The organism is Burkholderia sp. PvR073 (assembly GCF_054055695.1).
The window spans coordinates 273,370-294,111 of record NZ_JBSRXO010000005.1 but is presented as its reverse complement, the minus strand read 5'-3'; the positions used below and the strand labels follow the sequence as shown (position 1 = coordinate 294,111).

20 protein-coding genes and 2 tRNA genes are annotated in these 20,742 nt (G+C 67.7%); 11 read left to right on the top strand and 11 right to left on the bottom strand.

What is annotated here, in order from left to right:
• Positions 1-25: 25 nt before the first annotated feature.
• From ACVK00_RS18040 to fdxA, 3 genes are all read right to left on the bottom strand, one after another.
• Positions 26-101 (bottom strand) — tRNA-Asn (locus tag ACVK00_RS18040).
• A 71-nt stretch (positions 102-172) separates the two neighbouring features.
• Positions 173-248 (bottom strand) — tRNA-Asn (locus ACVK00_RS18035).
• Between the two features lie 105 nt (positions 249-353).
• Positions 354-677: a ferredoxin FdxA gene (fdxA, locus tag ACVK00_RS18030; protein ID WP_006753067.1), complete on the bottom strand. Its 324-nt coding sequence runs from the start codon at positions 675-677 to the stop codon at positions 354-356.
• A gap of 286 nt (positions 678-963) precedes the next feature.
• On the opposite strand from fdxA, the gene pncB reads away from it, so the two are divergent.
• The 5 genes from pncB to rmuC all read left to right on the top strand — a co-directional run bounded on the left by pncB (position 964) and on the right by rmuC (position 6,950).
• On the top strand, positions 964-2,163 hold the full coding sequence (gene pncB / locus ACVK00_RS18025; RefSeq protein ID WP_006753066.1) for a nicotinate phosphoribosyltransferase: 1,200 nt from the start codon (positions 964-966) through the stop codon (positions 2,161-2,163).
• Positions 2,164-2,249: 86 nt separating this feature from the next.
• Positions 2,250-2,912, top strand: coding sequence for a LutC/YkgG family protein (locus ACVK00_RS18020; RefSeq protein ID WP_059523763.1), 663 nt, complete (start codon positions 2,250-2,252; stop codon positions 2,910-2,912).
• Between the two features lie 52 nt (positions 2,913-2,964).
• The gene (locus tag ACVK00_RS18015) at positions 2,965-4,395 is read left to right on the top strand and encodes a sodium:proton antiporter (RefSeq protein ID WP_105833436.1); all 1,431 of its coding nucleotides are present in this window, start codon (positions 2,965-2,967) and stop codon (positions 4,393-4,395) included.
• An 81-nt stretch (positions 4,396-4,476) separates the two neighbouring features.
• On the top strand, positions 4,477-5,466 hold the full coding sequence (locus ACVK00_RS18010; protein ID WP_228907149.1) for a 2-hydroxyacid dehydrogenase: 990 nt from the start codon (positions 4,477-4,479) through the stop codon (positions 5,464-5,466).
• Positions 5,463-6,950 (top strand): DNA recombination protein RmuC, encoded by a 1,488-nt coding sequence (gene rmuC / locus ACVK00_RS18005; protein ID WP_166725220.1) that lies wholly within the window; start codon positions 5,463-5,465, stop codon positions 6,948-6,950. The genes ACVK00_RS18010 and rmuC overlap by 4 nt, the downstream gene beginning before the upstream one ends.
• 94 nt (positions 6,951-7,044) lie before the next feature.
• On the opposite strand, the gene ACVK00_RS18000 is transcribed toward rmuC, so the two are convergent.
• From ACVK00_RS18000 to ACVK00_RS17975, 6 genes are all read right to left on the bottom strand, one after another.
• Complete coding sequence (locus ACVK00_RS18000; RefSeq protein ID WP_284900691.1) at positions 7,045-7,530, bottom strand: GNAT family N-acetyltransferase; 486 nt, start codon at positions 7,528-7,530, stop codon at positions 7,045-7,047.
• Positions 7,527-7,802 carry a hypothetical protein gene (locus tag ACVK00_RS17995; RefSeq protein WP_006476519.1) on the bottom strand — a complete coding sequence of 92 codons (276 nt, stop codon included), beginning with the start codon at positions 7,800-7,802 and terminating at the stop codon, positions 7,527-7,529. The genes ACVK00_RS18000 and ACVK00_RS17995 overlap by 4 nt, the downstream gene beginning before the upstream one ends.
• A 37-nt stretch (positions 7,803-7,839) precedes the next feature.
• On the bottom strand, positions 7,840-9,135 hold the full coding sequence (gene moeA, locus ACVK00_RS17990) for a molybdopterin molybdotransferase MoeA (RefSeq protein ID WP_284900705.1): 1,296 nt from the start codon (positions 9,133-9,135) through the stop codon (positions 7,840-7,842).
• A gap of 105 nt (positions 9,136-9,240) precedes the next feature.
• On the bottom strand, positions 9,241-9,858 hold the full coding sequence (mobA, locus tag ACVK00_RS17985) for a molybdenum cofactor guanylyltransferase MobA (RefSeq protein ID WP_284900707.1): 618 nt from the start codon (positions 9,856-9,858) through the stop codon (positions 9,241-9,243).
• Positions 9,859-9,886: 28 nt separating this feature from the next.
• Positions 9,887-10,999 carry a GTP 3',8-cyclase MoaA gene (gene moaA, locus ACVK00_RS17980; protein WP_284900709.1) on the bottom strand — a complete coding sequence of 371 codons (1,113 nt, stop codon included), beginning with the start codon at positions 10,997-10,999 and terminating at the stop codon, positions 9,887-9,889.
• 131 nt (positions 11,000-11,130) lie between these two features.
• Positions 11,131-14,316 (bottom strand): Rne/Rng family ribonuclease, encoded by a 3,186-nt coding sequence (locus tag ACVK00_RS17975; protein WP_354122941.1) that lies wholly within the window; start codon positions 14,314-14,316, stop codon positions 11,131-11,133.
• Positions 14,317-15,038: 722 nt separating this feature from the next.
• On the opposite strand from ACVK00_RS17975, the gene ACVK00_RS17970 reads away from it, so the two are divergent.
• Genes ACVK00_RS17970 through ACVK00_RS17955 form a run of 4 tightly spaced genes read left to right on the top strand, consistent with a single transcriptional unit; the run spans position 15,039 to position 18,120 of the window.
• Positions 15,039-16,043, top strand: coding sequence for an RluA family pseudouridine synthase (locus ACVK00_RS17970; protein WP_284900713.1), 1,005 nt, complete (start codon positions 15,039-15,041; stop codon positions 16,041-16,043).
• A gap of 5 nt (positions 16,044-16,048) precedes the next feature.
• Positions 16,049-16,708: an HAD-IA family hydrolase gene (locus tag ACVK00_RS17965; RefSeq protein WP_284900714.1), complete on the top strand. Its 660-nt coding sequence runs from the start codon at positions 16,049-16,051 to the stop codon at positions 16,706-16,708.
• Positions 16,705-17,115 carry a Rieske (2Fe-2S) protein gene (locus ACVK00_RS17960; RefSeq protein WP_126227395.1) on the top strand — a complete coding sequence of 137 codons (411 nt, stop codon included), beginning with the start codon at positions 16,705-16,707 and terminating at the stop codon, positions 17,113-17,115. The genes ACVK00_RS17965 and ACVK00_RS17960 overlap by 4 nt, the downstream gene beginning before the upstream one ends.
• 12 nt (positions 17,116-17,127) lie before the next feature.
• Positions 17,128-18,120, top strand: coding sequence for a S49 family peptidase (locus tag ACVK00_RS17955; RefSeq protein WP_284900718.1), 993 nt, complete (start codon positions 17,128-17,130; stop codon positions 18,118-18,120).
• A 70-nt stretch (positions 18,121-18,190) separates the two neighbouring features.
• On the opposite strand, the gene ACVK00_RS17950 is transcribed toward ACVK00_RS17955, so the two are convergent.
• Together ACVK00_RS17950 and ACVK00_RS17945 are read right to left on the bottom strand one after the other, a co-directional pair.
• Positions 18,191-18,913, bottom strand: coding sequence for an SAM-dependent methyltransferase (locus ACVK00_RS17950; protein ID WP_012363400.1), 723 nt, complete (start codon positions 18,911-18,913; stop codon positions 18,191-18,193).
• Positions 18,910-19,539 carry a Maf-like protein gene (locus ACVK00_RS17945; RefSeq protein ID WP_105833444.1) on the bottom strand — a complete coding sequence of 210 codons (630 nt, stop codon included), beginning with the start codon at positions 19,537-19,539 and terminating at the stop codon, positions 18,910-18,912. The genes ACVK00_RS17950 and ACVK00_RS17945 overlap by 4 nt, the downstream gene beginning before the upstream one ends.
• A 255-nt stretch (positions 19,540-19,794) precedes the next feature.
• Between ACVK00_RS17945 and ACVK00_RS17940 the strand changes: the two genes are divergently transcribed.
• Together ACVK00_RS17940 and rpmF are read left to right on the top strand one after the other, a co-directional pair.
• Entirely contained in the window at positions 19,795-20,430 is a 636-nt protein-coding gene (locus tag ACVK00_RS17940; RefSeq protein ID WP_228907156.1) for a YceD family protein, read from the top strand.
• A 98-nt stretch (positions 20,431-20,528) separates the two neighbouring features.
• Complete coding sequence (gene rpmF, locus ACVK00_RS17935) at positions 20,529-20,708, top strand: 50S ribosomal protein L32 (RefSeq protein WP_006051932.1); 180 nt, start codon at positions 20,529-20,531, stop codon at positions 20,706-20,708.
• The last annotated feature ends 34 nt before the right edge of the window (positions 20,709-20,742 follow it).

Below are 20,742 nucleotides of genomic sequence, written 5' to 3'. Positions count from 1 at the left end.
GTCGAATGACGGGCCTTTCGCTGTCTGGCTCCCCGACCTGGGCTCGAACCAGGGACCTACGGATTAACAGTCCGGCGCTCTACCGACTGAGCTATCGGGGAATAAATCGGTACATCTGCTTGGTTTGTTTCCAACAAAAAACCCGCGCACATTCAACGGGCCTTTGCTTTTTTGGCTCCCCGACCTGGGCTCGAACCAGGGACCTACGGATTAACAGTCCGGCGCTCTACCGACTGAGCTATCGGGGAACAAACAACAACAGCAGAGAAACGAGATTGTATGGAGCGGTGGCTAACCTGTCAATACCTTTGAGCGGCGGTGCGCAAAAAATATTGCGCGGCGCCGCTGCGCGATCAGCGCTCGAGCAGGTGCAGCTTTTCCTGCACGTCCTTCCACTCGTCCGCGTCGGCCGGTGCCGGCTTGGTCTTCGTGATCGACGGCCAGTTCTTCGCCAGTTCGGCGTTCAGCTCGGTGAACTGCTGCTGGTCGCCCGGAACGTCTTCTTCGGCATAGATCGCATTGGTCGGGCACTCGGCGACGCACACGGCGCAGTCGATGCACTCGTCCGGATCGATGGCGAGAAAGTTGGGACCTTCACGGAAGCAATCCACCGGGCACACATCCACGCAGTCCGTGTATTTGCACTTGATGCAGCCTTCGGTCACAACGTGAGTCATTAAAACGCTCCTGCTTGGCGGTATATATGGGGTGGCGTTTGCGCCAAAAGCGGCATTGTAACTGAAGCGCAAAACCCGCATGGCGTGGTCGGCTTTCCGGCTTATATCGTTTCGTGATTAGTTTATGGGGCCGACGGGGGATGCCGCGCGCGTGGCGGTAGCGGCCCGGCCGGAGCGGGCAGGGGCGCTTTCGCGATGGTCCGGCCCGCATTCGGGTAACATGGCCCACAGACCGGGCGGCGCGCGGTGTGCCGGACCCTGTCTCGATATTGGCGGTGCCGCAATCATGATCATCACTTCGCTGCTCGACACGGATCTCTACAAGTTCACGATGATGCAGGTCGTCCTGCATCACTTTCCCGCCGCAAACGTCGAGTACCGGTTCCGGTGCCGCACGCCCGGCGTCGATCTCGTCCCGTACATCGACGAGATCCGCGACGAGGTGCGCGGCCTGTGTTCGCTGCGCTTCACCGACGTCGAACTCGACTACCTGCGGCGGATGCGCTTCATCAAGAGCGATTTCGTCGACTTCCTCGCGTTGTTCCACCTGAACGAGAAGTACATCTCGATCACGCCTTCGCCGAAGGGCAACGGCGAGATCGACATCGTGATCGAGGGGCCGTGGCTGCACACGATCCTGTTCGAGATCCCGGTGCTCGCGATCGTCAATGAAGTCTATTTCCGCAACACGCAGCGCGAGCCCGACTATCGCGAAGGCCGCGAGCGGCTGCGCGAGAAGATCAAGCTGCTCGGCGCGAAGCCCGAGTTCGCCGACTGCAAGATCGCCGACTACGGCACGCGCCGACGCTTCTCGAAGGTGTGGCACGAGGAGGTCGCGCTGACGCTGCGCGACGGGCTCGGGCCGCAGTTCGCGGGCACGAGCAACGTGTTCTACGCGATGAAGCACGACCTGACGCCGCTCGGCACGATGGCGCACGAATACCTGCAAGCATGCCAGGCGCTCGGCCCGCGGCTGCGCGATTCGCAGACTTACGGTTTCGAGATGTGGGCGAAAGAGTATCGCGGCGACCTCGGGATCGCGCTGTCGGACGTCTACGGGATGGATGCGTTCCTGAACGACTTCGACATGTACTTCTGCAAGCTGTTCGACGGCGCGCGCCACGATTCGGGCGATCCGTTCGAGTGGGGCGAGCGCATGCTGCGCCACTACGAGGCGAACCGCTGCGACCCGCGCACCAAGGTGCTCGTGTTCTCGGATGCGCTCGACATCCCGAAGGTCATGCAGCTGTACGAACGGTTCCGCAACCGCTGCAAGCTCGCGTTCGGCGTCGGCACCAACCTCACGAACGATCTCGGCTACGTGCCGCTGCAGATCGTGATCAAGATGGTCCGCTGCAACGGACAGCCGGTCGCGAAGCTGTCGGATTCGCCGGGCAAGAGCATGTGCGACGACCGCGCGTATCTCGCGTACCTGCGCCAGGTGTTCGGCATCGCGCAGCCGGCCGACGACGACGCATCGCAGTAGGCTTCGGCCGTCCGGCCAGGTGCGTCGCGGCGAGGGCGGCCGGTATAATCCGACGGTATCGCACGCCCACGTCACGAGGACCGTTCATGGACACTTCCGCTGCCCGTCGCCAGATCCTCGCACGCATTCGCGCGGCGCAAGGACGCGCGCCCGAACCCGATGCAGCGGAGCGCGACGGCGTCGCCGACTATCTCGCTCGCCATCCCGAGGGGCCGCGCCCGCCGATGCCGGCCGACCTCGTCGCCGCATTCGTCGATGAAGCGGCGCGCCTGTCGACGACGGTCGACGAAGTCGCGACGCTCGCCGATGCGCCCGCCGCCGCCGCCCGCTATCTTTCCGCTCACGGCCTGCCGATGCAGGCCGTCGCATGGCGCACGCTCGCCGAGCTCGACTGGGCCGGCGCGGGCCTGTCGGTCGAATGCCGCAAGCCGCGCGACGGCGATCTCGTCGGCCTGACCGGCTGCTTCTGCGCAACCGCCGAAACGGGTTCGCTGGTGCTGCTGTCCGGCCCCGACACCTATGCATCGGCCGGGCTGCTGCCGGAGACGCACATCGCGATCGTGCCGGCGTCGCGGATCGTCGCGGGCCATGAAGACGCCTTCGCGCTGATTCGCGCGGAGCGCGGCGAGTTGCCGCGCGCGGTCAATTTCGTATCGGGCCCGTCGCGCACGGGCGATATCGAGCAGACCATCGTGCTGGGCGCACACGGCCCGTACCGCGTTCACGCGATCGTCGTGCGCGGCGCATGACACGCGCGCCGGCTTCATCCTCACTCGACTCACTCGCACAAGGAAGTTCTGCATGAAACGACATGCCGCCTGGGCGGGCATGGCGTCGGGAGCCGCGCTTGGCGCCGTTCCCGCGCTCGCATCGGCCGCCACGCTCGACGGTGCCACGCTGTCCGCACTCTGGGGTATCCCGTTCGCCGGGATCCTGCTGTCCATCGCGGTGTTCCCGCTCGTCGCCCCGGTGTTCTGGCATCACCATTTCGGCAAGATCGCCGCGGCGTGGGCGATCGCGTTCCTGGCGCCGTTCGCGGTCGCATTCGGCGCGGGCACGGCGTTCGGTACGCTCGTGCACGCGCTGCTCGAGGAATACATCCCGTTCATCGTGCTGCTGACCGCGCTCTATACGGTCGCGGGCGGCATTTGCGTCAACGGCAACCTGCACGGCACGCCGAAACTGAACACCGCGATCCTCGCGCTTGGCACGCTGCTCGCGAGCGTAATGGGCACGACCGGCGCCGCGATGCTGCTGATCCGCCCGCTGCTGCGCGCGAACGACAACCGCAAGCATGTCGTGCACGTCGTGATCTTCTTCATCTTTCTCGTCGCGAATGCGGGCGGTTCGCTGTCGCCGCTCGGCGATCCGCCGCTGTTCCTCGGCTTCCTGAACGGCGTGAGCTTCTTCTGGACGACCACGCATCTCGCGCTGCCGATGCTGTTCATCTGCGCGGTGCTGCTGACGCTGTTCTTCGTGCTCGATACGTACTTCTACCGGAAGGGCGGCGAGGAGCGGCCGGCCGCGCTCGATCCGACGCCCGACGGCGCCGCGCTGTCGATCGACGGCAAGGTCAACTTCGTGCTGCTCGCGGCCGTGATCGGCCTCGTGCTGATGAGCGGCATCTGGAAGCCGGGCATCACGTTCGACGTGTGGGGCACGCACGTCGCGCTGCAGAATCTCGTGCGCGACGTCGCGCTCATCGTTGTTGCGCTCGCGTCGCTCGCGCTGACGCCGCGCTCGGCGCGTGAAGGCAACGCATTCAACTGGGCGCCGATCGAGGAGGTCGCGAAGCTGTTCGCCGGGATCTTCGTGACGATCGCGCCGGTGATCGTGATCCTGCGCGCGGGTGCGCAGGGCGCGTTCGCGCAGATCGTCCATCTCGTCACGGGCCCCGACGGCAAGCCGATCGACGCGATGTACTTCTGGGCGACCGGCCTGCTGTCGTCGTTCCTCGACAACGCGCCGACCTATCTCGTGTTCTTCAACCTCGCGGGCGGCGACGCGCAAGCGCTGATGACGACGGGCGCGACGACGCTCGCCGCGATTTCCGCGGGGGCGGTGTTCATGGGCGCGAACAGCTACATCGGCAATGCGCCGAACTTCATGGTGAAGGCGATCGCGGAGTCGCGCGGCGTGAGGATGCCGAGCTTCTTCGCGTATCTCGGCTGGGCGCTCGTGATACTGGTACCGGTATTCCTGCTGACGTCGTGGCTCTTCTTCCCGGCGTAGGCTGACGATTTTCAACCAAGCGCGGACGGTTCCGACGGCGCACGATGCGCCGCGTTCCGGCCGCGGCATGCGGAGATGGCGATGCAGAAGATCCTGGTCGCACGTCCGATCTTTCCGGACGTGATCGAACGGCTCGAGCAGTATTTCGAAGTCGACTGGAACAACGGCGACGCGCTCGCCCCCGATGCGCTTGCCGCGCGTCTCGCCGACAAGGATGGCGCGCTGACGGCGGGCGACCCGGTCGGCGCGGCCGCGCTTGCGGCGGCGCCGCGCCTGCGCGTCGTGTCGAACATGGCGGTCGGCTACAACAACTTCGACATGGCCGCGTTCAACGCGGCGAACGTGCTCGGCACCAACACGCCGGACGTGCTGAACGAGTCCACCGCGGATTTCGGCTGGGCGTTGATGATGGCGGCCGCGCGCCGGATCGCCGAATCCGAGCACTGGCTGCGCGCCGGGCACTGGCAGAAGTGGGCGTACGACGGTTTCCTCGGCAGCGACATTTACGGCTCGACGCTCGGCGTCATCGGCATGGGGCGCATCGGCCAGGCACTCGCACGCCGCGCGCGCGGCTTCGGGATGCAGGTGATCTATCACAACCGGTCGCGGGTCGCACCCGAGATCGAGGCCGAGCTGAACGCCGAATACGTGGCGAAGGACGCGCTGCTGGCGCGCGCCGATCACGTCGTGCTCGTGCTGCCGTACACGAAGGAGAACCATCATACGATCGGCGCGGCCGAGCTCGCGAAGATGAAGCCGACCGCGACGCTGACCAACATCGCGCGCGGCGGCATCGTCGACGACGCGGCACTGGCTGCCGCGCTGCGTGACAGGACGATCGCCGCGGCCGGCCTCGACGTGTACGAAGGCGAGCCGAGCGTCCATCCGGCGCTGCTCGAGGTGCCGAACGTCGTGCTGACGCCGCACATCGCGAGCGCGACCGAGAAGACGCGCCGCGCGATGGCGAACCTCGCGGCCGACAACCTGATCGCCGCACTGGGCGTTGGGCCGCGTGCGGGGCAGCCGCCGAATCCGATCAACCCTGACGTGATCGGGAAGCCGCGCGCATGACGACGATGTTGTTGCTGGCGGCGGTCGTCGTGCTGGCCGTCGCGCTCGCGGTGGCGATCGTCGCGCTCGTGCGCGGTGGCGGCCGCCACGACGATGCGGCCGTGCTCGGCGACCAGATCGAGGACGCCGCGCACGCGCAGGCGCTCGCGGTCGAACGGCTCGAACGCGAGCTGCGCGGCGAGATCGTCGAGAACGCGCGCGGTTCGCGCACCGAGCTGGCCGGCAGTTTCTCGCAGCTTCAGCAGACGCTCGCGACCCAGCTGACGAGCATCGCGACCGTGCAGAACAATCAGATCGATGGTTTCGCGCAACAGCTCGGCAAGCTCGTCGCCGGTAACGCGCAGCAGTTCGACGCGATGCGCGAAAGCGTGCAGCGCCAGGCGCAGCAGGCGCGCGAAGAGCAGACGGTCGCGCTGCGGCTGTTCGGCGACACGCTGAACCGGCAGCTCACGCAACTGACCGAGGCCAACGATCGCCGGATCGGCGAAGTGCGCGCGACGCTCGAGCAGCGGCTGAAGGAAATCGAGACCAACAACGCGGCGAAGCTCGAGGAGATGCGCCGCACCGTCGACGAGAAGCTGCATGCGACGCTCGAACAGCGGCTCGGCGAATCGTTCAAGCTCGTATCGGACCGGCTCGAGCAGGTGCACCGCGGGCTCGGCGAGATGCAGACGCTCGCGGCCGGCGTCGGCGACCTGAAGAAGGTGCTGACCAACGTGAAGACACGCGGCACCTGGGGCGAGGTGCAGCTCGAGGCTTTGCTCGAGCAGATGCTCACGCCCGATCAGTACGCGAAGAACGTCGCGACGGTGCCGAAGAGCAGCGAGCGCGTCGAGTTCGCGATCCGGCTGCCGGGCCGCGCCGCCGGTACGGGCGACGCGCCGCCGGTGTGGCTGCCGATCGACGCGAAGTTTCCGCGCGAGGACTACGAGCGGCTGATCGATGCGCAGGAACGTGCCGATTCGGTGGCGGTCGAGGAAGCGGCCCGTGCGCTCGAGGCGCGCGTGCGGATGGAGGCGAGGACGATCGCCGAGAAGTACGTCGCACCGCCGCATACGACCGATTTCGCGCTGCTGTTCCTGCCGACCGAGGGGCTCTTTGCGGAGATCCTGCGCCGCCCGGGGCTGACCGACCTGCTGCAGCGCGACTATCGCGTGACGGTGGCCGGGCCGACCACGCTGACCGCATTGCTGAACAGCTTGCAGATGGGCTTTCGCACGCTCGCGATCGAGCAGCGCTCGAGCGAAGTGTGGCAGGTGCTCGGCGCGGTGAAGACCGAGTTCGGCAAGTTCGGCGATGTGCTTGCGCGCACGAAGGCGCAGCTCGAAACGGTCACGCGCTCGATCGAGGCGGCCGAGCAGCGCACGCGCGTGATGAACCGCAAGCTGAAGCAGGTCGAGGCGTTACCGGGCGATACGGCGGCCGGGCTGCTGGGCGCGGAAGTCGCGGACGGCGCAGACGGCGCCGATGCGGACGAGGCATGACGCATGACGTGTGCGGCCGCAACCGGCTGAAACGGAAAACGGGCGCCACGGCGCCCGTTTTTTTGCAGCGGTGACCGGCATGGCCGACCCGCGTTCAGCGTGCGGCGAGCGCGTCCAGTGCGTCGCCGGTTACGCGCACGATGCGCCACTCCGGCAGCACGCTCGCACCCATTTTCTCGTAGAAATCGATCGCCGGCTGGTTCCAGTCGAGCACCGACCATTCGAAGCGCGCGCAGCGGCGTTCGACGGCGAGTGCCGCGAGGTGCTGCAGCATCGCGGTGCCGAGACCCGTGCCGCGCTGCGACGGCTGCACGTACAGATCCTCGAGATACAGCCCGCGACGGCCGAGGAACGTCGAATAGTTGTGGAAGAACAGTGCATACGCGACGATCGCGCCGTCGCGCTCGGCTACGAGCGCTTCGGCGGCGGGGCGCGCACCGAACAGTGCGTCGGCCAGATCGGCGTCGCTCGCGACGAACAGGTGCGTGAGTTTCTCGAACTCGGCCAGCTCGCGCATCAGCGCGAGGATCGCGCCGACGTCGCGCGTTTCAGCCGCGCGGATCAGCGGCGTGCCGCTCACGCTTCCTCCGGCGGATCGGACAGCACGATCTCGATGCCGCCGAAGCGCGAGGCGACCCAGTTGTAGGCGTGGCAGGCGATCCACAGCAGCACGAAACCGAGGATCGCGTTCAGCAGCAGCGCGCTCAGGATCGTGCTCAGCTCCACCATCCCGTAGCGGATGTACGCGACCAGGATGCCGAGCAGCACGATCGGCACGCTGAACGTCAGGTAGACGAGGATCAGCGCCTTTGCGGTCTGCCCCGCGGCGATCGACGAGATTTGTTTCTTCATGTGCGGATTGCCCCCGTAGAGATATATCGATTGGAATTCAGATCAGGCCGTCGAGCGGCAGGATGTCGACCGGGGCGCCCGCGTCGACTGCCGCGGAATCGTGGCCCAGGACGATGAAACAGTTGGCGGCCGCGAGACCGCTCAACGATGCGGAACTCTGCGAACCGGCCGGCGCGACGTGCCACTGGCCGTCGGCGGCACGCGTCGCCACGGCGCGCAGGTATTCGGTGCGGCCCGGACGCTTTTTTAACGCCAGTGTGCTGAGCGCCGTGTACGTCGCCGGCGGCGGCGTGTGCGCGCCGGCCAGCGTCAGCAGCGCGGGGCGCACGATCGCGTAGAACGTCACGGCGGATGCGACCGGGTTGCCGGGCAGCCCGAAGAACAGCACGTGGCCGGCGCCGTCGCCGGCGCCCGCGAGCGTGCCGCATGCGAGCGGCCGGCCGGGCCGCAGCGCGAGGCTTGCGAAGGTCACGTCGCCGAGCCGTGCCATCACGTCGCGCGTGAAATCGGCTTCGCCGGCCGATACGCCGCCCGAGGTGATCACCGCGTCGGCCCGTGCGTCGGCGGCATCGCGCAGCGCGCGTTCGAGCGCGGCCGGATCGTCGCGGACGATCCCGAGATCGAGCGCGTCGATGTGCAGCCTTTCGAGCATCGCGACCAGCATCGCGCGATTGCTGTCGTACAGCGAGCCGCTGCCGAGCAGCTCGCCCGGTTCGCGCAGTTCGTCGCCGGTCGAGAACACGGCGACGCGCACGCGGCGGCGCACCGTGACTTCGCGCAATCCGAACGAGGCGAGCAGGCCGAGATCGGACGGGCGCAGGATGCGGCCGGCGGCGAGCGCGCAGGCGCCGCGTGCGAGATCCTCGCCGGCCCGGCGGCAGTTTGCGCCGCATGCGACGTCGTGTGCGGCGAAGCGGATCACATCGCCGTCGACGCGCACGCGTTCCTGCGGAATGACCGTGTCGCACCCGGCCGGCATCGGTGCACCGGTCATGATGCGAACGCACGCGCCGGCCGTCACGGATCCGTCGAAGGGATGGCCGGCGAACGCCGTACCGGCGACCGTCAGCGTGATATCGGCGGCCGCTGCCAGCGCGCCAGCGCTGCCGTCGAACGCGTAGCCGTCCATCGCCGAGTTGTCGTACGCGGGAATGTCGAACGGCGCGTTCACGTCGACCGCGAGCACGCGGTCGAGTGCGTCATGCAGCGACACCGTGTCGCACGCGTCGACCGGCACCGCGAACCGGCACGCGAGCGCCTGCGCGTCGGCGAGCGACAGCGGGGCAGCGGAATCGGGTGCGGTTCGGGAGGCGGGCGAGGATTGCGTGATCATCAGTCGGACGGCGCCGCAAGGCGTATCGGGTTCGTGGCCGGTGGCGCGCGGAGGGCGCCTGAGCGCGAAGGCGCATGCGGCGGGCGGGAACGGATGCCGGTGCCGTCAGCGGCGGGCAAGCGCGGCGAGTTCATGCCAGGAGTTGGCATTGTAAAACGCACGCTCGTCGCGAAACTCGACTTCGACCGTCTTGTGGCGTGCGTACCACGCACGGACCTTCCGCTCGCCGGCCGCGAGTCCGGCGGCGAGATCGTCCGCAAGCGACGTGCGCAGCAGCGCAAGGGTCGGCTGCGGCGAACGCGCGTGCTGCGCGTCGACGGTCACGGCCATCGCGATGTCGGCCTGCTGCGCGTCGAGCGCCGCGTGCAGCCGCGCGACGAGGTCGGCCGGCAAATAGGGCGTATCGCACGGCGCGCACGCGACGAGCGGTGCGCGCGCCGCCCGCATGCCGGCGAGCAGGCCCGCGAGCGGGCCGGGGAAATCGGGTGTTTCGTCCGCCACGATGCGCGCGTCGAAAGGCCCACCGAGCTCGGCGTAGCGATCGGCGTTGCGATTCGCGCTGATCAGCGTCTCGTCGACCTGCGGCGAGAGCCGGCGCAGCACGTGCAGTGCGAGCGGCGTACCGTCGAGCAGCTGCAAGCCCTTGTCCGCACCGGCCATGCGCGTGGCACGGCCGCCTGCGAGCAGCAGGCCGGCGATGGAGGGCGAGGTGGAAGCGGACATCGCGGGAAGTCGGCTGGGGCGGCGCGCGTCAGCCGCCGATGTACGACATTTCGACGCGCTTGCCGGCGCCGTCGGGCGCGGCGTCGGCGGCCGCGCTGCCGCGCAGCTGCGAATAGCGGTCGGTGCGGGCCTGCCAGATCCGGGCGATCGCGGTCGCGATCTCGGCGTCGCTGGCGCCGCCGCGCACCAGTGCGCGCAGGTCATGGCCCGTCGATGCGAACAGGCACAGGTACAGCTTGCCTTCGGTCGACAACCGGGCGCGCGTGCAGTCGCCGCAGAATGCCTGTGTGACGCTCGAGATCACGCCGATCTCGCCGCCGCCGTCCGCATAGCCCCAGCGCTGCGCGGTTTCCGCCGCCGTGTGCGCGTCGAGCGGCACGAGCGGGAACCGCTCGGCGATCCGCGCGACGACGTCCGCGGACGGCAGCACCTCGGTCATGTTCCAGCCGTTCGACGTGCCGACGTCCATGTATTCGATGAAGCGCAGGATCACGCCGGTGCCGCGGAAGCGCTCGGCCATCGGCAGGATCTCGCTGTCGTTGGTGCCGCGCTTCACGACCATGTTGACCTTGACGGGCGCGAGGCCCGCGGCCTGCGCGGCGAAGATGCCGTCGAGCACGTCGGCGCTCGCGAAGTCGGCGTCGTTCATGCGCTTGAACAGCGTGTCGTCGAGCGCGTCGAGACTGACCGTCACGCGCGTGAGCCCGGCGTCCTTCAGCGCGCGCGCCTTGCGCGCGAGCAGCGAGCCGTTGGTGGTCAGCGTCAGGTCGAGCGGGCGGCCTTCATGAGTCGTCAGGCGCGCGAGACGCTCGATCAGGAATTCGAGGTTCTTGCGCAGCAGCGGCTCGCCGCCCGTGATCCGGATCTTTTCGACGCCGTGGGCGACGAACAGCCGCGCCACACGCTCGATCTCTTCGTGCGTGAGCAGGGCACTGTGGGGCAGGAACGGGTAGTTCTTGTCGAACACGTCTCGCGGCATGCAGTACACGCAGCGGAAGTTGCAGCGGTCCGTCACCGAGATGCGCAAGTCGCGCAGCGGCCTGGCGAACGTGTCGGCCAGGGCGCCGTCGGGGGTATGCGCGACGCCGGAAATATCCGGCATCCCGCTGACGTCGGCGAGGGGAATGATGCGTCGGGACATGTTGAAAGAAGTGCGAGTCAGGTCTCTATTTTAGCCGCAAGCGGTCGGCCGGGCCGGTGGGCGGAAACCCGCAGCGCGGAAATGAAAAAGCCCGCCGGAGGCGGGCTTTTTCTGGTCGGGCGATACGTCGCTTAACGGTGCGACGTTTCGACCTGCTGCATCGGGGTCGAGTCGACCGGCGGCTGCGCCTTGCGCTCGCGCGGCACGCGGGCCGGGCGCGGCAGGCGCGACGCGGCTTCCTGGGCAGCGCGGAACTTGTCGGCGTCCGTGCTCACCCACACGAGACCGGCCTGTTCCAGCACGACATCGAGGCTCGCCGAAGCAGGCGCGGCGGCCGGCTGGACGGGCACCGGAGCCGGTGCGGCAACGGGTTCGGCCGGTGCGGCTTCGACGTAACCCGGTTCGACGTATCCCGGTTCGACGTAAGCCGCATCGACGGCTGCCGGAGCGACTTCAGCTGCGACGACCGGTGCCGGTGCGGCTTGCTCGACGGGCGCGGACTGCGGCGCTTCGACGGCAGCCGGTGCGGCCGGCACTTCGAACGCATCGGTCGGCGAAACCGCGACCGGAGCCGGGCCGGCTTCCGATTCAGCGGCCGGCGCGACCGGTGCCGGTTCGGCTGCCAGTGCGACCGGGGCGGGCTCGATCGGTGCGACCGGCGTCGCTTCGACACGAACCGGTGCCGCTTGCGACTCGACCGCGGCCGGTGCGACCGCTTCGGCACGCTGCTCGACTTCGGCTTCGGCAACCACGGCGCCTGCTGCCGAAACGGCTGCCACGGCTGCCACGGCGACCGGTGCGGCCGCACGGGCCGGCTCGACCGCGTCCGGGGCTTCCGTCGTCACGGCGTGCACGGCTTCGCCGTCCGCGCCTTGCTCGGCGTGCTCGACCACCGAGCCATCGTCCTCGCGCTCACGACGACCACCACGGCGGCCGCGGCGGCGACGGCGACGTTCCTCGCCGTCACGTGCACCGGCTTCCGCGTCGGCAGCGACATCGGCGCCCGGCAGGGCTGCGACGGCCTGGTCGGCTTCCGCTTCCGGATGGTTCTCGCCACGGTTGACGGTCTCGAGCGTTGCCGCGTGCTGCGTCGGCTTGCGGCGCTCACCGCGCTCGCGACGTTCGCCGCGTTCCTGGCGCTCGCCGCGGCCGGCTGCCTCGACGGCTTCCAGCTGCTCGGCGCGCTCGCGCGGTTCGCGGTTCTCGCGCGGCTCACGGCTCTCACGGCTTTCACGCGGCTCGCGCGGTTCGCGGCCTTCGCGCGGGCCACGGCCCTCGCGACCTTCGCGACCCTCACGGCTTTCGCGCGGCTCGCGGCTTTCACGCGGTTCACGACCCTCGCGCGGTTCACGCGGTTCACGCGGCTCGCGAATTTCCTTGCCTTCGCGTTCCTGGCGTTGCGACTGGCCACGGCCCGTCGCTGCCTGGTCGCGGCCACCCTGGGCCTGCTGGGCACCGCCGCGGCGGTTGCGGTTGCGATCGCCGCCGCGCTGCTCGGTCTTCTCGGTCCGCTCGCGGGCCGGGCGGGCAGCCTGTTCCTTCGCCGGTGCCGGTGCAACCGGCGCGGGCGCCGGAGCCTGCGACATGCCGAACAGACCCTTCAGCCAGCCGATGAAGCCGCCGCTTGCCACGGCGACCGGGGCGGGCGCCGGCGCAACCGGCTCGGCCGGGCGCTGCGGTGCCGCGCTCGGAGCCGGACGCTCGGGCGTGATGCCCTTGACCGCCGCTTCCTGCTTCGGCTTCACGTCGGCCGTGCGCTTGCTGTAGCCGGTTTCCGACTCCAGTTCGCGGGCGGCTTCCTCGGCCATCTTCCAGGACGCACGCGGATCGTCGAGGCGCGCGTCGTCGTGACGCAGGCGCTCGAGCTTGTAGTGCGGCGTATCGAGGTGCTTGTTCGGGATCAGCACGATGCCGACCTTGAAGCGCGACTCGATCTTGTTGATTTCCTGACGCTTTTCGTTGAGCAGGAAGGCGGTCACCTCGACCGGCACCTGGCAGTGGATCGCCGCGGTGTTTTCCTTCATCGCTTCTTCCTGAATGATCCGCAGGACCTGCAGCGCGGACGATTCGGTATCGCGGATGTGGCCGGTGCCGTTACAGCGCGGGCACGTCACGTGGCTGCCTTCCGACAGCGCCGGACGCAGGCGCTGGCGCGACAGCTCCATCAGGCCGAAGCGGGAGATCTTGCCCATCTGCACGCGCGCACGGTCGTGCTTGAGCGCGTCCTTCAGGCGCTGCTCCACTTCGCGCTGGCTCTTGGCCGACTCCATGTCGATGAAGTCGATCACGATCAGGCCGCCGAGGTCGCGCAGGCGCAGCTGGCGGGCCACTTCGTCCGCCGCTTCGAGGTTCGTGCGGGTCGCCGTTTCCTCGATGTCCGCGCCCTTGGTCGCACGCGCCGAGTTCACGTCGATCGCGACAAGTGCTTCGGTGTGGTCGATCACGATCGCGCCGCCGGACGGCAGCGGCACCGTGCGCGAGTACGCGGTCTCGATCTGGTGCTCGATCTGGAAGCGGGAGAAGAGCGGCACGTCGTCGTGGTAGCGCTTCACCTTCGACACGTTGTCCGGCATCACGATGTCCATGAACGCACGGGCCTGATCGTGGATCTCGGTCGTGTCGATCAGGATTTCGCCGATATCGGGCTGGAAATAGTCCCGGATCGCGCGGATCACGAGGCTCGATTCCAGATAGATCAGCATCGGCTGGCCGGCATTGCCGCTTTGCGACGCCGCTTCGATCGCGCGCCACAGCTGCAGCAGGTAGTTCAGGTCCCACTGCAGTTCCTCGGCGCTGCGGCCGATGCCCGCGGTGCGGGCGATCATGCTCATGCCGTCCGGAATCTGCAGCTGCGCCATCGTTTCGCGCAGTTCCTGGCGCTCGTCGCCCTCGATCCGGCGCGACACGCCGCCGCCGCGCGGATTGTTCGGCATCAGCACGAGGTAGCGGCCGGCGAGCGAGATGAAGGTCGTGAGGGCGGCGCCCTTGTTGCCGCGCTCTTCCTTCTCGACCTGAACGATCAGTTCCTGGCCTTCGCGCAGGGCATCCTGGATGCGCGCGGAGCGCATGTCGATGCCGTCCTTGAAGTACTGTCGGGCGACTTCCTTGAACGGCAGGAAGCCATGGCGGTCTTCGCCGTAGTTGACGAAGCACGCTTCGAGCGACGGCTCGATACGGGTGATGACACCTTTGTAGATATTGCCTTTGCGCTGTTCGCGCCCGGCTGTCTCGATGTCGATGTCGATGAGCTTTTGCCCATCAACGATGGCGACGCGCAGCTCCTCCTGCTGCGTCGCATTGAACAGCATGCGTTTCATGAACGACTCCAGGCGGCTCCGCTGCCGGCGCCTCGCGGTTGTCAGTCGCGAAGGCGGGAACGACGGCAGGCCGCACCTTGTTGTGTTGTCACAAGCACGCTGGAGCGGGAAGGATGGCGGGGAGAATTGCCTGAAGAGGCGCTTGGGCCCGAAAAGACGGGGCCGGCGGCCGTTGGGCACCTGCGAATACGGTTTCAAAGCACGGCGTTCACACACCGCACGCTGCACAAGCGCGCTAAGCCTGAGTCCGGGCATCGCCACGGGCGCGCGCAATGGGTCGCGCGCGCCGACGGGCGGCAGATGCTGCGGCTTGGGCCGCAGCGGGGAGTATCGAATCCAACCCGACTTTCCCGCTTGGGGTGTACTTCCCTGGTTTGACGTCGCCAAGCCCCGCACCTTCGCGGGGCCAAATCAGGCGCAACGCCGTAATTTTCGCAACCGGCAGCCTGCGGACGCACTTCGCGCCGTCGGGCTACCGATCAAATTCTTTTCAACCAACTTTCCGTTACCGCGGCGCCTTGCCGACCGAATCCGCCTGTGGGCGCGATCCTTGCCGACGGGCGGCGCCGTGCGTGCAACTTGCTGCATCTCTTTGATTAGGGGCGAGCAGCAGACCCCCGGCGCAAGTAAAATAGCGGTTTGCGCTTGCGCCTTGCCCGATTCAGCCGGGGCCGGCCTGTCAGGCCACCCTCAACGTCAGGCTGGGCAAAATTATATTCAGTATGAATGAGTTAGGCAAAATATCCCAGAATTCAGTCGCAAGCGGCCAGGTATCGATGATCGAGATCGACGAAAACTCGGCCGGTCAGCGGATCGACAACTTCCTGTTGCGCGTCTGTAAAGGCGTGCCCAAAAGCCATATTTACCGGATCCTGCGCAGCGGCGAAGTGCGCGTAAACAAGGGTCGGGTCGACGCCCAGTACCGCCTCGCGTTCGGCGACATCGTCCGTGTGCCGCCCGTGCGGGTGGCGGCGGCCGATCTCGCGCGCGCCGACACGCCAATCGTGCCGCCCGCGCATTTCGAGGTGCTGTACGAAGACGATGCGATGCTCGTCATCAACAAGCCGGCCGGCGTCGCGGTGCACGGCGGCAGCGGCGTCGCGTTCGGCGTGATCGAGCAGATGCGCCAGGCGCGTCCGCGCGCGAAATTCCTCGAACTCGTGCACCGGCTCGACCGCGAGACGTCCGGGATCCTGATGCTCGCGAAGAAGCGCACGGCGCTCGTCGGCCTGCACGAGCAGATCCGCGAAAACCGGATGGACAAGCGTTACTTCGCGTGCGGACACGGCGAGTGGCAGGCCGACTGGGGCCGCCGCCGCGCGGTGAAGGCGCCGCTGTTCAAGTATTCGACCGCGGAAGGGGAGCGGCGCGTGCGCGTGCAGGACGACGGCCTGCCGTCGCACACGGTGTTCAACCTGCTCGAGCGCTGGCCGGATTACGCGCTGGTCGAAGCGGAACTCAAAACGGGCCGGACCCATCAGATCCGTGTGCACCTCGCGCATCTCGGCCTGCCGATCGCCGGCGACGCCAAGTATGGCGATTTCGCACTGAACAAGGCGCTGGCGCGCGCGAACGCGCAGCCGTCGCTGAAACGGATGTTCCTGCATGCGCACCGGCTGAAGCTCGCGCACCCGCTGACCGGCGAGCCGCTGCAGTTCGACGCGCCGCTGCCGGACGAATGTCGGCGCTTCCTCGATCAACTCAGCGCTTTGCGCGATAACGCATGACTCGCATGGCCCGACAGCAATTTGACCTGATCGTCTTCGACTGGGACGGCACGCTGATGGATTCGACTGCGCACATCGCGCACAGCATCCAGGCCGCTTGCCGCGATCTCGGCCTGCCCACGCCGTCGGACGAGGCGTCCCGCTACGTGATCGGCCTCGGCCTGCGCGATGCGCTGCGCATTACTGCTCCGACCCTCGATCCGTCCGACTATCCGCGGCTGGCCGAGCGTTACCGCTATCACTACCTGCTGGACGACCAGCGCATCGCGCTGTTCGCCGGCGTGCGCGAACTGCTCGCGGAGTTGCGCGATACGGGTTACCTGCTCGCGGTCGCGACCGGCAAGGGCCGGGTCGGGCTGAATCGCGTGCTCGACCAGTCGAAGCTGACGAGCCTGTTCGATGCGACGCGCTGCGCGGACGAAACGTTCTCGAAGCCGCACCCGGCGATGCTGCATGAACTGTCCCGCGAACTGGGGCAGGATCTGGCGCGTACCGTGATGATCGGCGACACCACGCACGACCTGCAGATGGCGGCGAGCGCGGGGGCGGCCGGCGTCGGCGTCTCGTACGGCGCGCATACGGCCGATGCGCTGGCCGCGCTGACGCCGCGCTTCGTCGCGCCGGACGTCGTCGCGCTGGCGGCGTGGCTGCGGGAGAACGCATGAGCGCGGCGCCGGAAGCCGTGCGCGTGTGCGCATCGGACGCCTTGACCGACGGCGGCGCCGGCGTGCGCGTCGACGCAACGCTGCGCGGCGAGCAGGCGGTCGTGTTCTTCGTGCGCTACGACGGCCGTGCGTACGGCTACCTGAACCGCTGCGCGCACGTGCCGATGGAGCTCGACTGGGCCGAAGGGCAGTTCTTCGAGTCGTCGGGCCTCTACCTGATGTGCGCGACGCACGGTGCGATCTACGCGCCGGATACCGGCAAGTGCGTCGGCGGCCCATGCCGCGGCGGCCGCCTGCGGCCGGTGGAGGTCGACGAGCGCGACATGCCGGACGGCCGTGCGGTATTCTGGGTGCCCGATGCCGACCTGCGTCCCGCCGCTTCGACCCCTCCCGCCACGACCGACTGACGACACCACTGCATGGCCGACCAAACGAATATCCCTGATTCCTCGTCCCGTCCCGACAGCCGCGAGCCGAACTGGGAGCGCGCGGCGCTCGAGCGGATCGCGCTCGCGGCCGTCAAGGAACAGCGCGCGGCGCGGCGCTGGAAGATCTTCTTCCGCTTTGCGTTCCTCGGCGTGTTCCTGCTGCTCGCATTCGCGCTGATCGATTTCTCGAGCGACGCGAAGTTCTCGGCGGGCGGGCATCACACGGCGCTCGTGACGATCGACGGCGAGATCGCGGCGGGCACCAACGCGAACGCCGAGGACATCAATACGGCGCTCGATTCCGCGTTCGACGACGACGGCGCGGCCGGCGTCGTGCTGCGGATCAACAGCCCGGGCGGCAGCCCGGTGCAGGCCGGGATGGTCTACGACGAGATCCGTCGGCTGCGCACGAAATATCCGCACAAGCCGCTGTACGTCGTCGTGACCGACATGTGCGCATCGGGCGGTTATTACATTGCGTCCGCTGCTGACAAGATCTTCGTCGACAAGGCGAGCATCGTCGGCTCGATCGGCGTGCTGATGGACGGGTTCGGCTTCACGGGCCTGATGGGCAAGCTCGGCGTCGACCGCCGCCTGCACACGTCGGGCGAAAACAAGGGCTTCTACGACCCGTTCTCGCCCGAGACGTCGAAGATGGACGCCCATGCGCAGGAGTTGCTCGACCAGGTCCATGCGCAGTTCATCAAGGCCGTGAAGGAGGGTCGCGGCAAGCGGCTGCACGAAACGCCCGACATGTTCTCGGGTCTGTTCTGGACGGGCGAGAAGAGCGTCGAGCTCGGGCTCGCCGACGGCTACGGCACGACCGACACGGTCGCGCGCGACGTGCTGAAGGCGCCGGATCTCGTCGACTACACGGTGAAGGAAAGCCTGACGAACCGCGTCGCGCGCAAGTTCGGCGCGGCGGTCGGCGGTGCCGCGATGAAGGCGCTCGCCGCGGGCGGCACGTCGTTCAGCCTGCGCTGAGCGACGGCTGGCGCAGCGGCGAACGGAGCCGGGCGCCCCGTGCCGCGAAGCGGCTGCGGGTGCCGGCGCGTCAGTTCGCGAGCAGCAGGAAGATGGCGGGGCGCTTGTGCAGATTCGGCGCAGGCGCCTTTTTCCAGTCCGCCACCGAACGGCTGGCGATCGTCTCGGTTTCGAGGGTCAGGTCGGCCGCGACGCAGATCTGCGTCGACGGCGCGCAGGTCGCGACGAGCGTATCGAGCATCGCTTGGTTCCGGTACGGTGTCTCGATGAAGATCTGCGTCTGGCGGCCCTTGCGCGACAGTTGCTCGAGCTCGCGCAGGCGTTTCGCGCGCGCGGCCGCATCGACCGGCAGGTAGCCGTTGAACGCGAAACTCTGGCCGTTCAGGCCCGACGCCATCAGCGCGAGCAGGATCGAACTCGGCCCGACGAGCGGCACGACCTTCACGCCGCGTTCGTGCGCACGGCGGACCAGCAGCGCGCCGGGGTCGGCAACGGCGGGGCAACCGGCCTCGGACACGAGCCCGGCGTCCGTGCCCGCGAGCACCGGTGCGAGCAGCTTGTCGATCTCGCCGGCCGGTGTGTTGACGTTCAGTTCGCGGATCCCGATTTCCTGGATCGGCCGCGTCGTGCCGATCTTCTTCAGGAACGCGCGGGTCGTTTTCGCGTTTTCGCCGATGTAATAGCCGAGCGTGCCGGCGCGTGCCTGCACGGCCGCGGGCAGCACGGCGGCGAGCATCGATTCGTCGCCTTCGCCGAGCGTGTTCGGGACGAGATAAAGTGTGCCGGCCGTCATGCGCGGTCTCCGTGGGTAGTGAACAGCGGATAGCCCGCAGTGCGCAGCATCCGCGTGAGCGCGATCAGCGGCAGGCCCACGAGCGCCGTCGGGTCGTCGGAGTCGATCGCGTCGAGCAGCGCGATGCCGAGCCCTTCGGACTTCGCGCTGCCGGCGACGTCGTACGGCGTTTCCGCGCGCAGGTACGCATCGAGTTCGGCTTCGGGCAGCGAGCGGAAGCGCACGTGCGTGACAACGTCCTCGCTCTGCGTTTCGCCCGTGCGGCTGTCGTACAGGCTGAGCGCACTGTGGAACTCGACGTCGCGGCCCTGCATCGACAGCAACTGCGCAAGCGCGCGCTCGTGCGTGCCGGGCTTGCCGATCTGCAGGCCGTCGAACGTCGCGACCTGGTCCGACCCGATCACGAGCACGCCGTCCGGCGCGTCGATGGTCGCGGCGACCGCGCGCGCCTTCGCGCCGGCGAGACGCAGCGCGGTCGCGGCCGGCGTTTCACCCGCGAGCGGGGTTTCGTCGAGGTCGGGCGATACGACGTCGAACGGCAGACCGAGGCGCTCGAGAAGCGTGCGGCGGTAGCGGGAACTGGAGGCGAGAATCAGCCGCGGCGGGCGGCAAACGGTATACGGCATGGTCGATTGGGTCGGTGAGTCGTCAGGTGTGGCGCGGCGTTGCGAGGGCGCAAGCATAAGTGATTGACCGCAAAAGGTAAAACAGGTATGCTTTCCCGCTTTTCGTCGGCAGGCTTTCGCAGTGGTGGCGCCTGCCGGGTCTTCGGAAGTAAAGTTACGTAATCGTACGTGGCGTAGATCACGTCCGTGAGCGGCGCCAAATGAGCGGCGCAGCTAGCCGGATCCCGCAAGTCAGCCTGTAGGCAGGAGCGCAACATGAACACTTCTTCTGGCAAGCCGGCGGCATCGCTTGATCCGCACGCAGTCGACCTGTTCGAATTCGCCCGCAGCGGGCGGCAGGCAGCGGGTGCGGTGCGCCTGTCGCAACTGCCGCGCATGTTAAACGAGGTGGCGGCCGACGCGCCAGATCGCGACACGGTCTTCACGTGGCAGGCCGAAGGGTTCACCCAGAAGGAGTTGCAGGACGACGGCGCCGATGGGCAGCAGCCGTATCTGCGACTCGCGGTGCACGGCCATGCGTGGCTCACGTGCCAGCGCTGCATGACCCCGTACGACGAGACGTTCGACGTCGACATGACGTACCGGGTCGTTGCGACCGAAGAAGAAGCTGAAGAATTTCCGCTCGACGACGATGAAGCCGATGTGATCGTGGGCACACGCCAGTTCGATCTCGTCGACTTGATCGAAGAGGAATTGCTGCTTTCGTTGCCGCTCGTGCCCAAGCACGAGGTTTGCCCGGCAGTTCACGAAAGCCTCGTGTCGGGTGTGAGCGGTCCTTCGGAAGACGCGGACGATGAGTCCGTCGAAGACGAGGACGAAGGCAAACGGCCGAATCCGTTCGCGGCGCTGCAAGCGTTGAAGAAGGACGGGGACGGCAGCAAGAAACACTAAGCAGTTGTGGCGCGGGAAGGCGTAAAGGCTTTGGGCCAGGGTAGTTAAGCGCCGGATCGGGCTGTGTTAGAATCCGGAAAATCAATTAGGAGTTAGTCATGGCAGTCCAGCAAAACAAGAAGTCGCCGTCGAAGCGCGGCATGCATCGTTCGCACGATTTCCTGACGGCAGCGCCGCTGGCAGTCGAGCCGAGCACGGGTGAAGTGCACCTGCGTCACCACGTCAGCCCGAACGGCTACTATCGCGGCAAGAAAGTCGTCAAGACGAAGAACGACTAAGCGTCAAGTCACGCGTTGCGCGCTACGCTCGCCG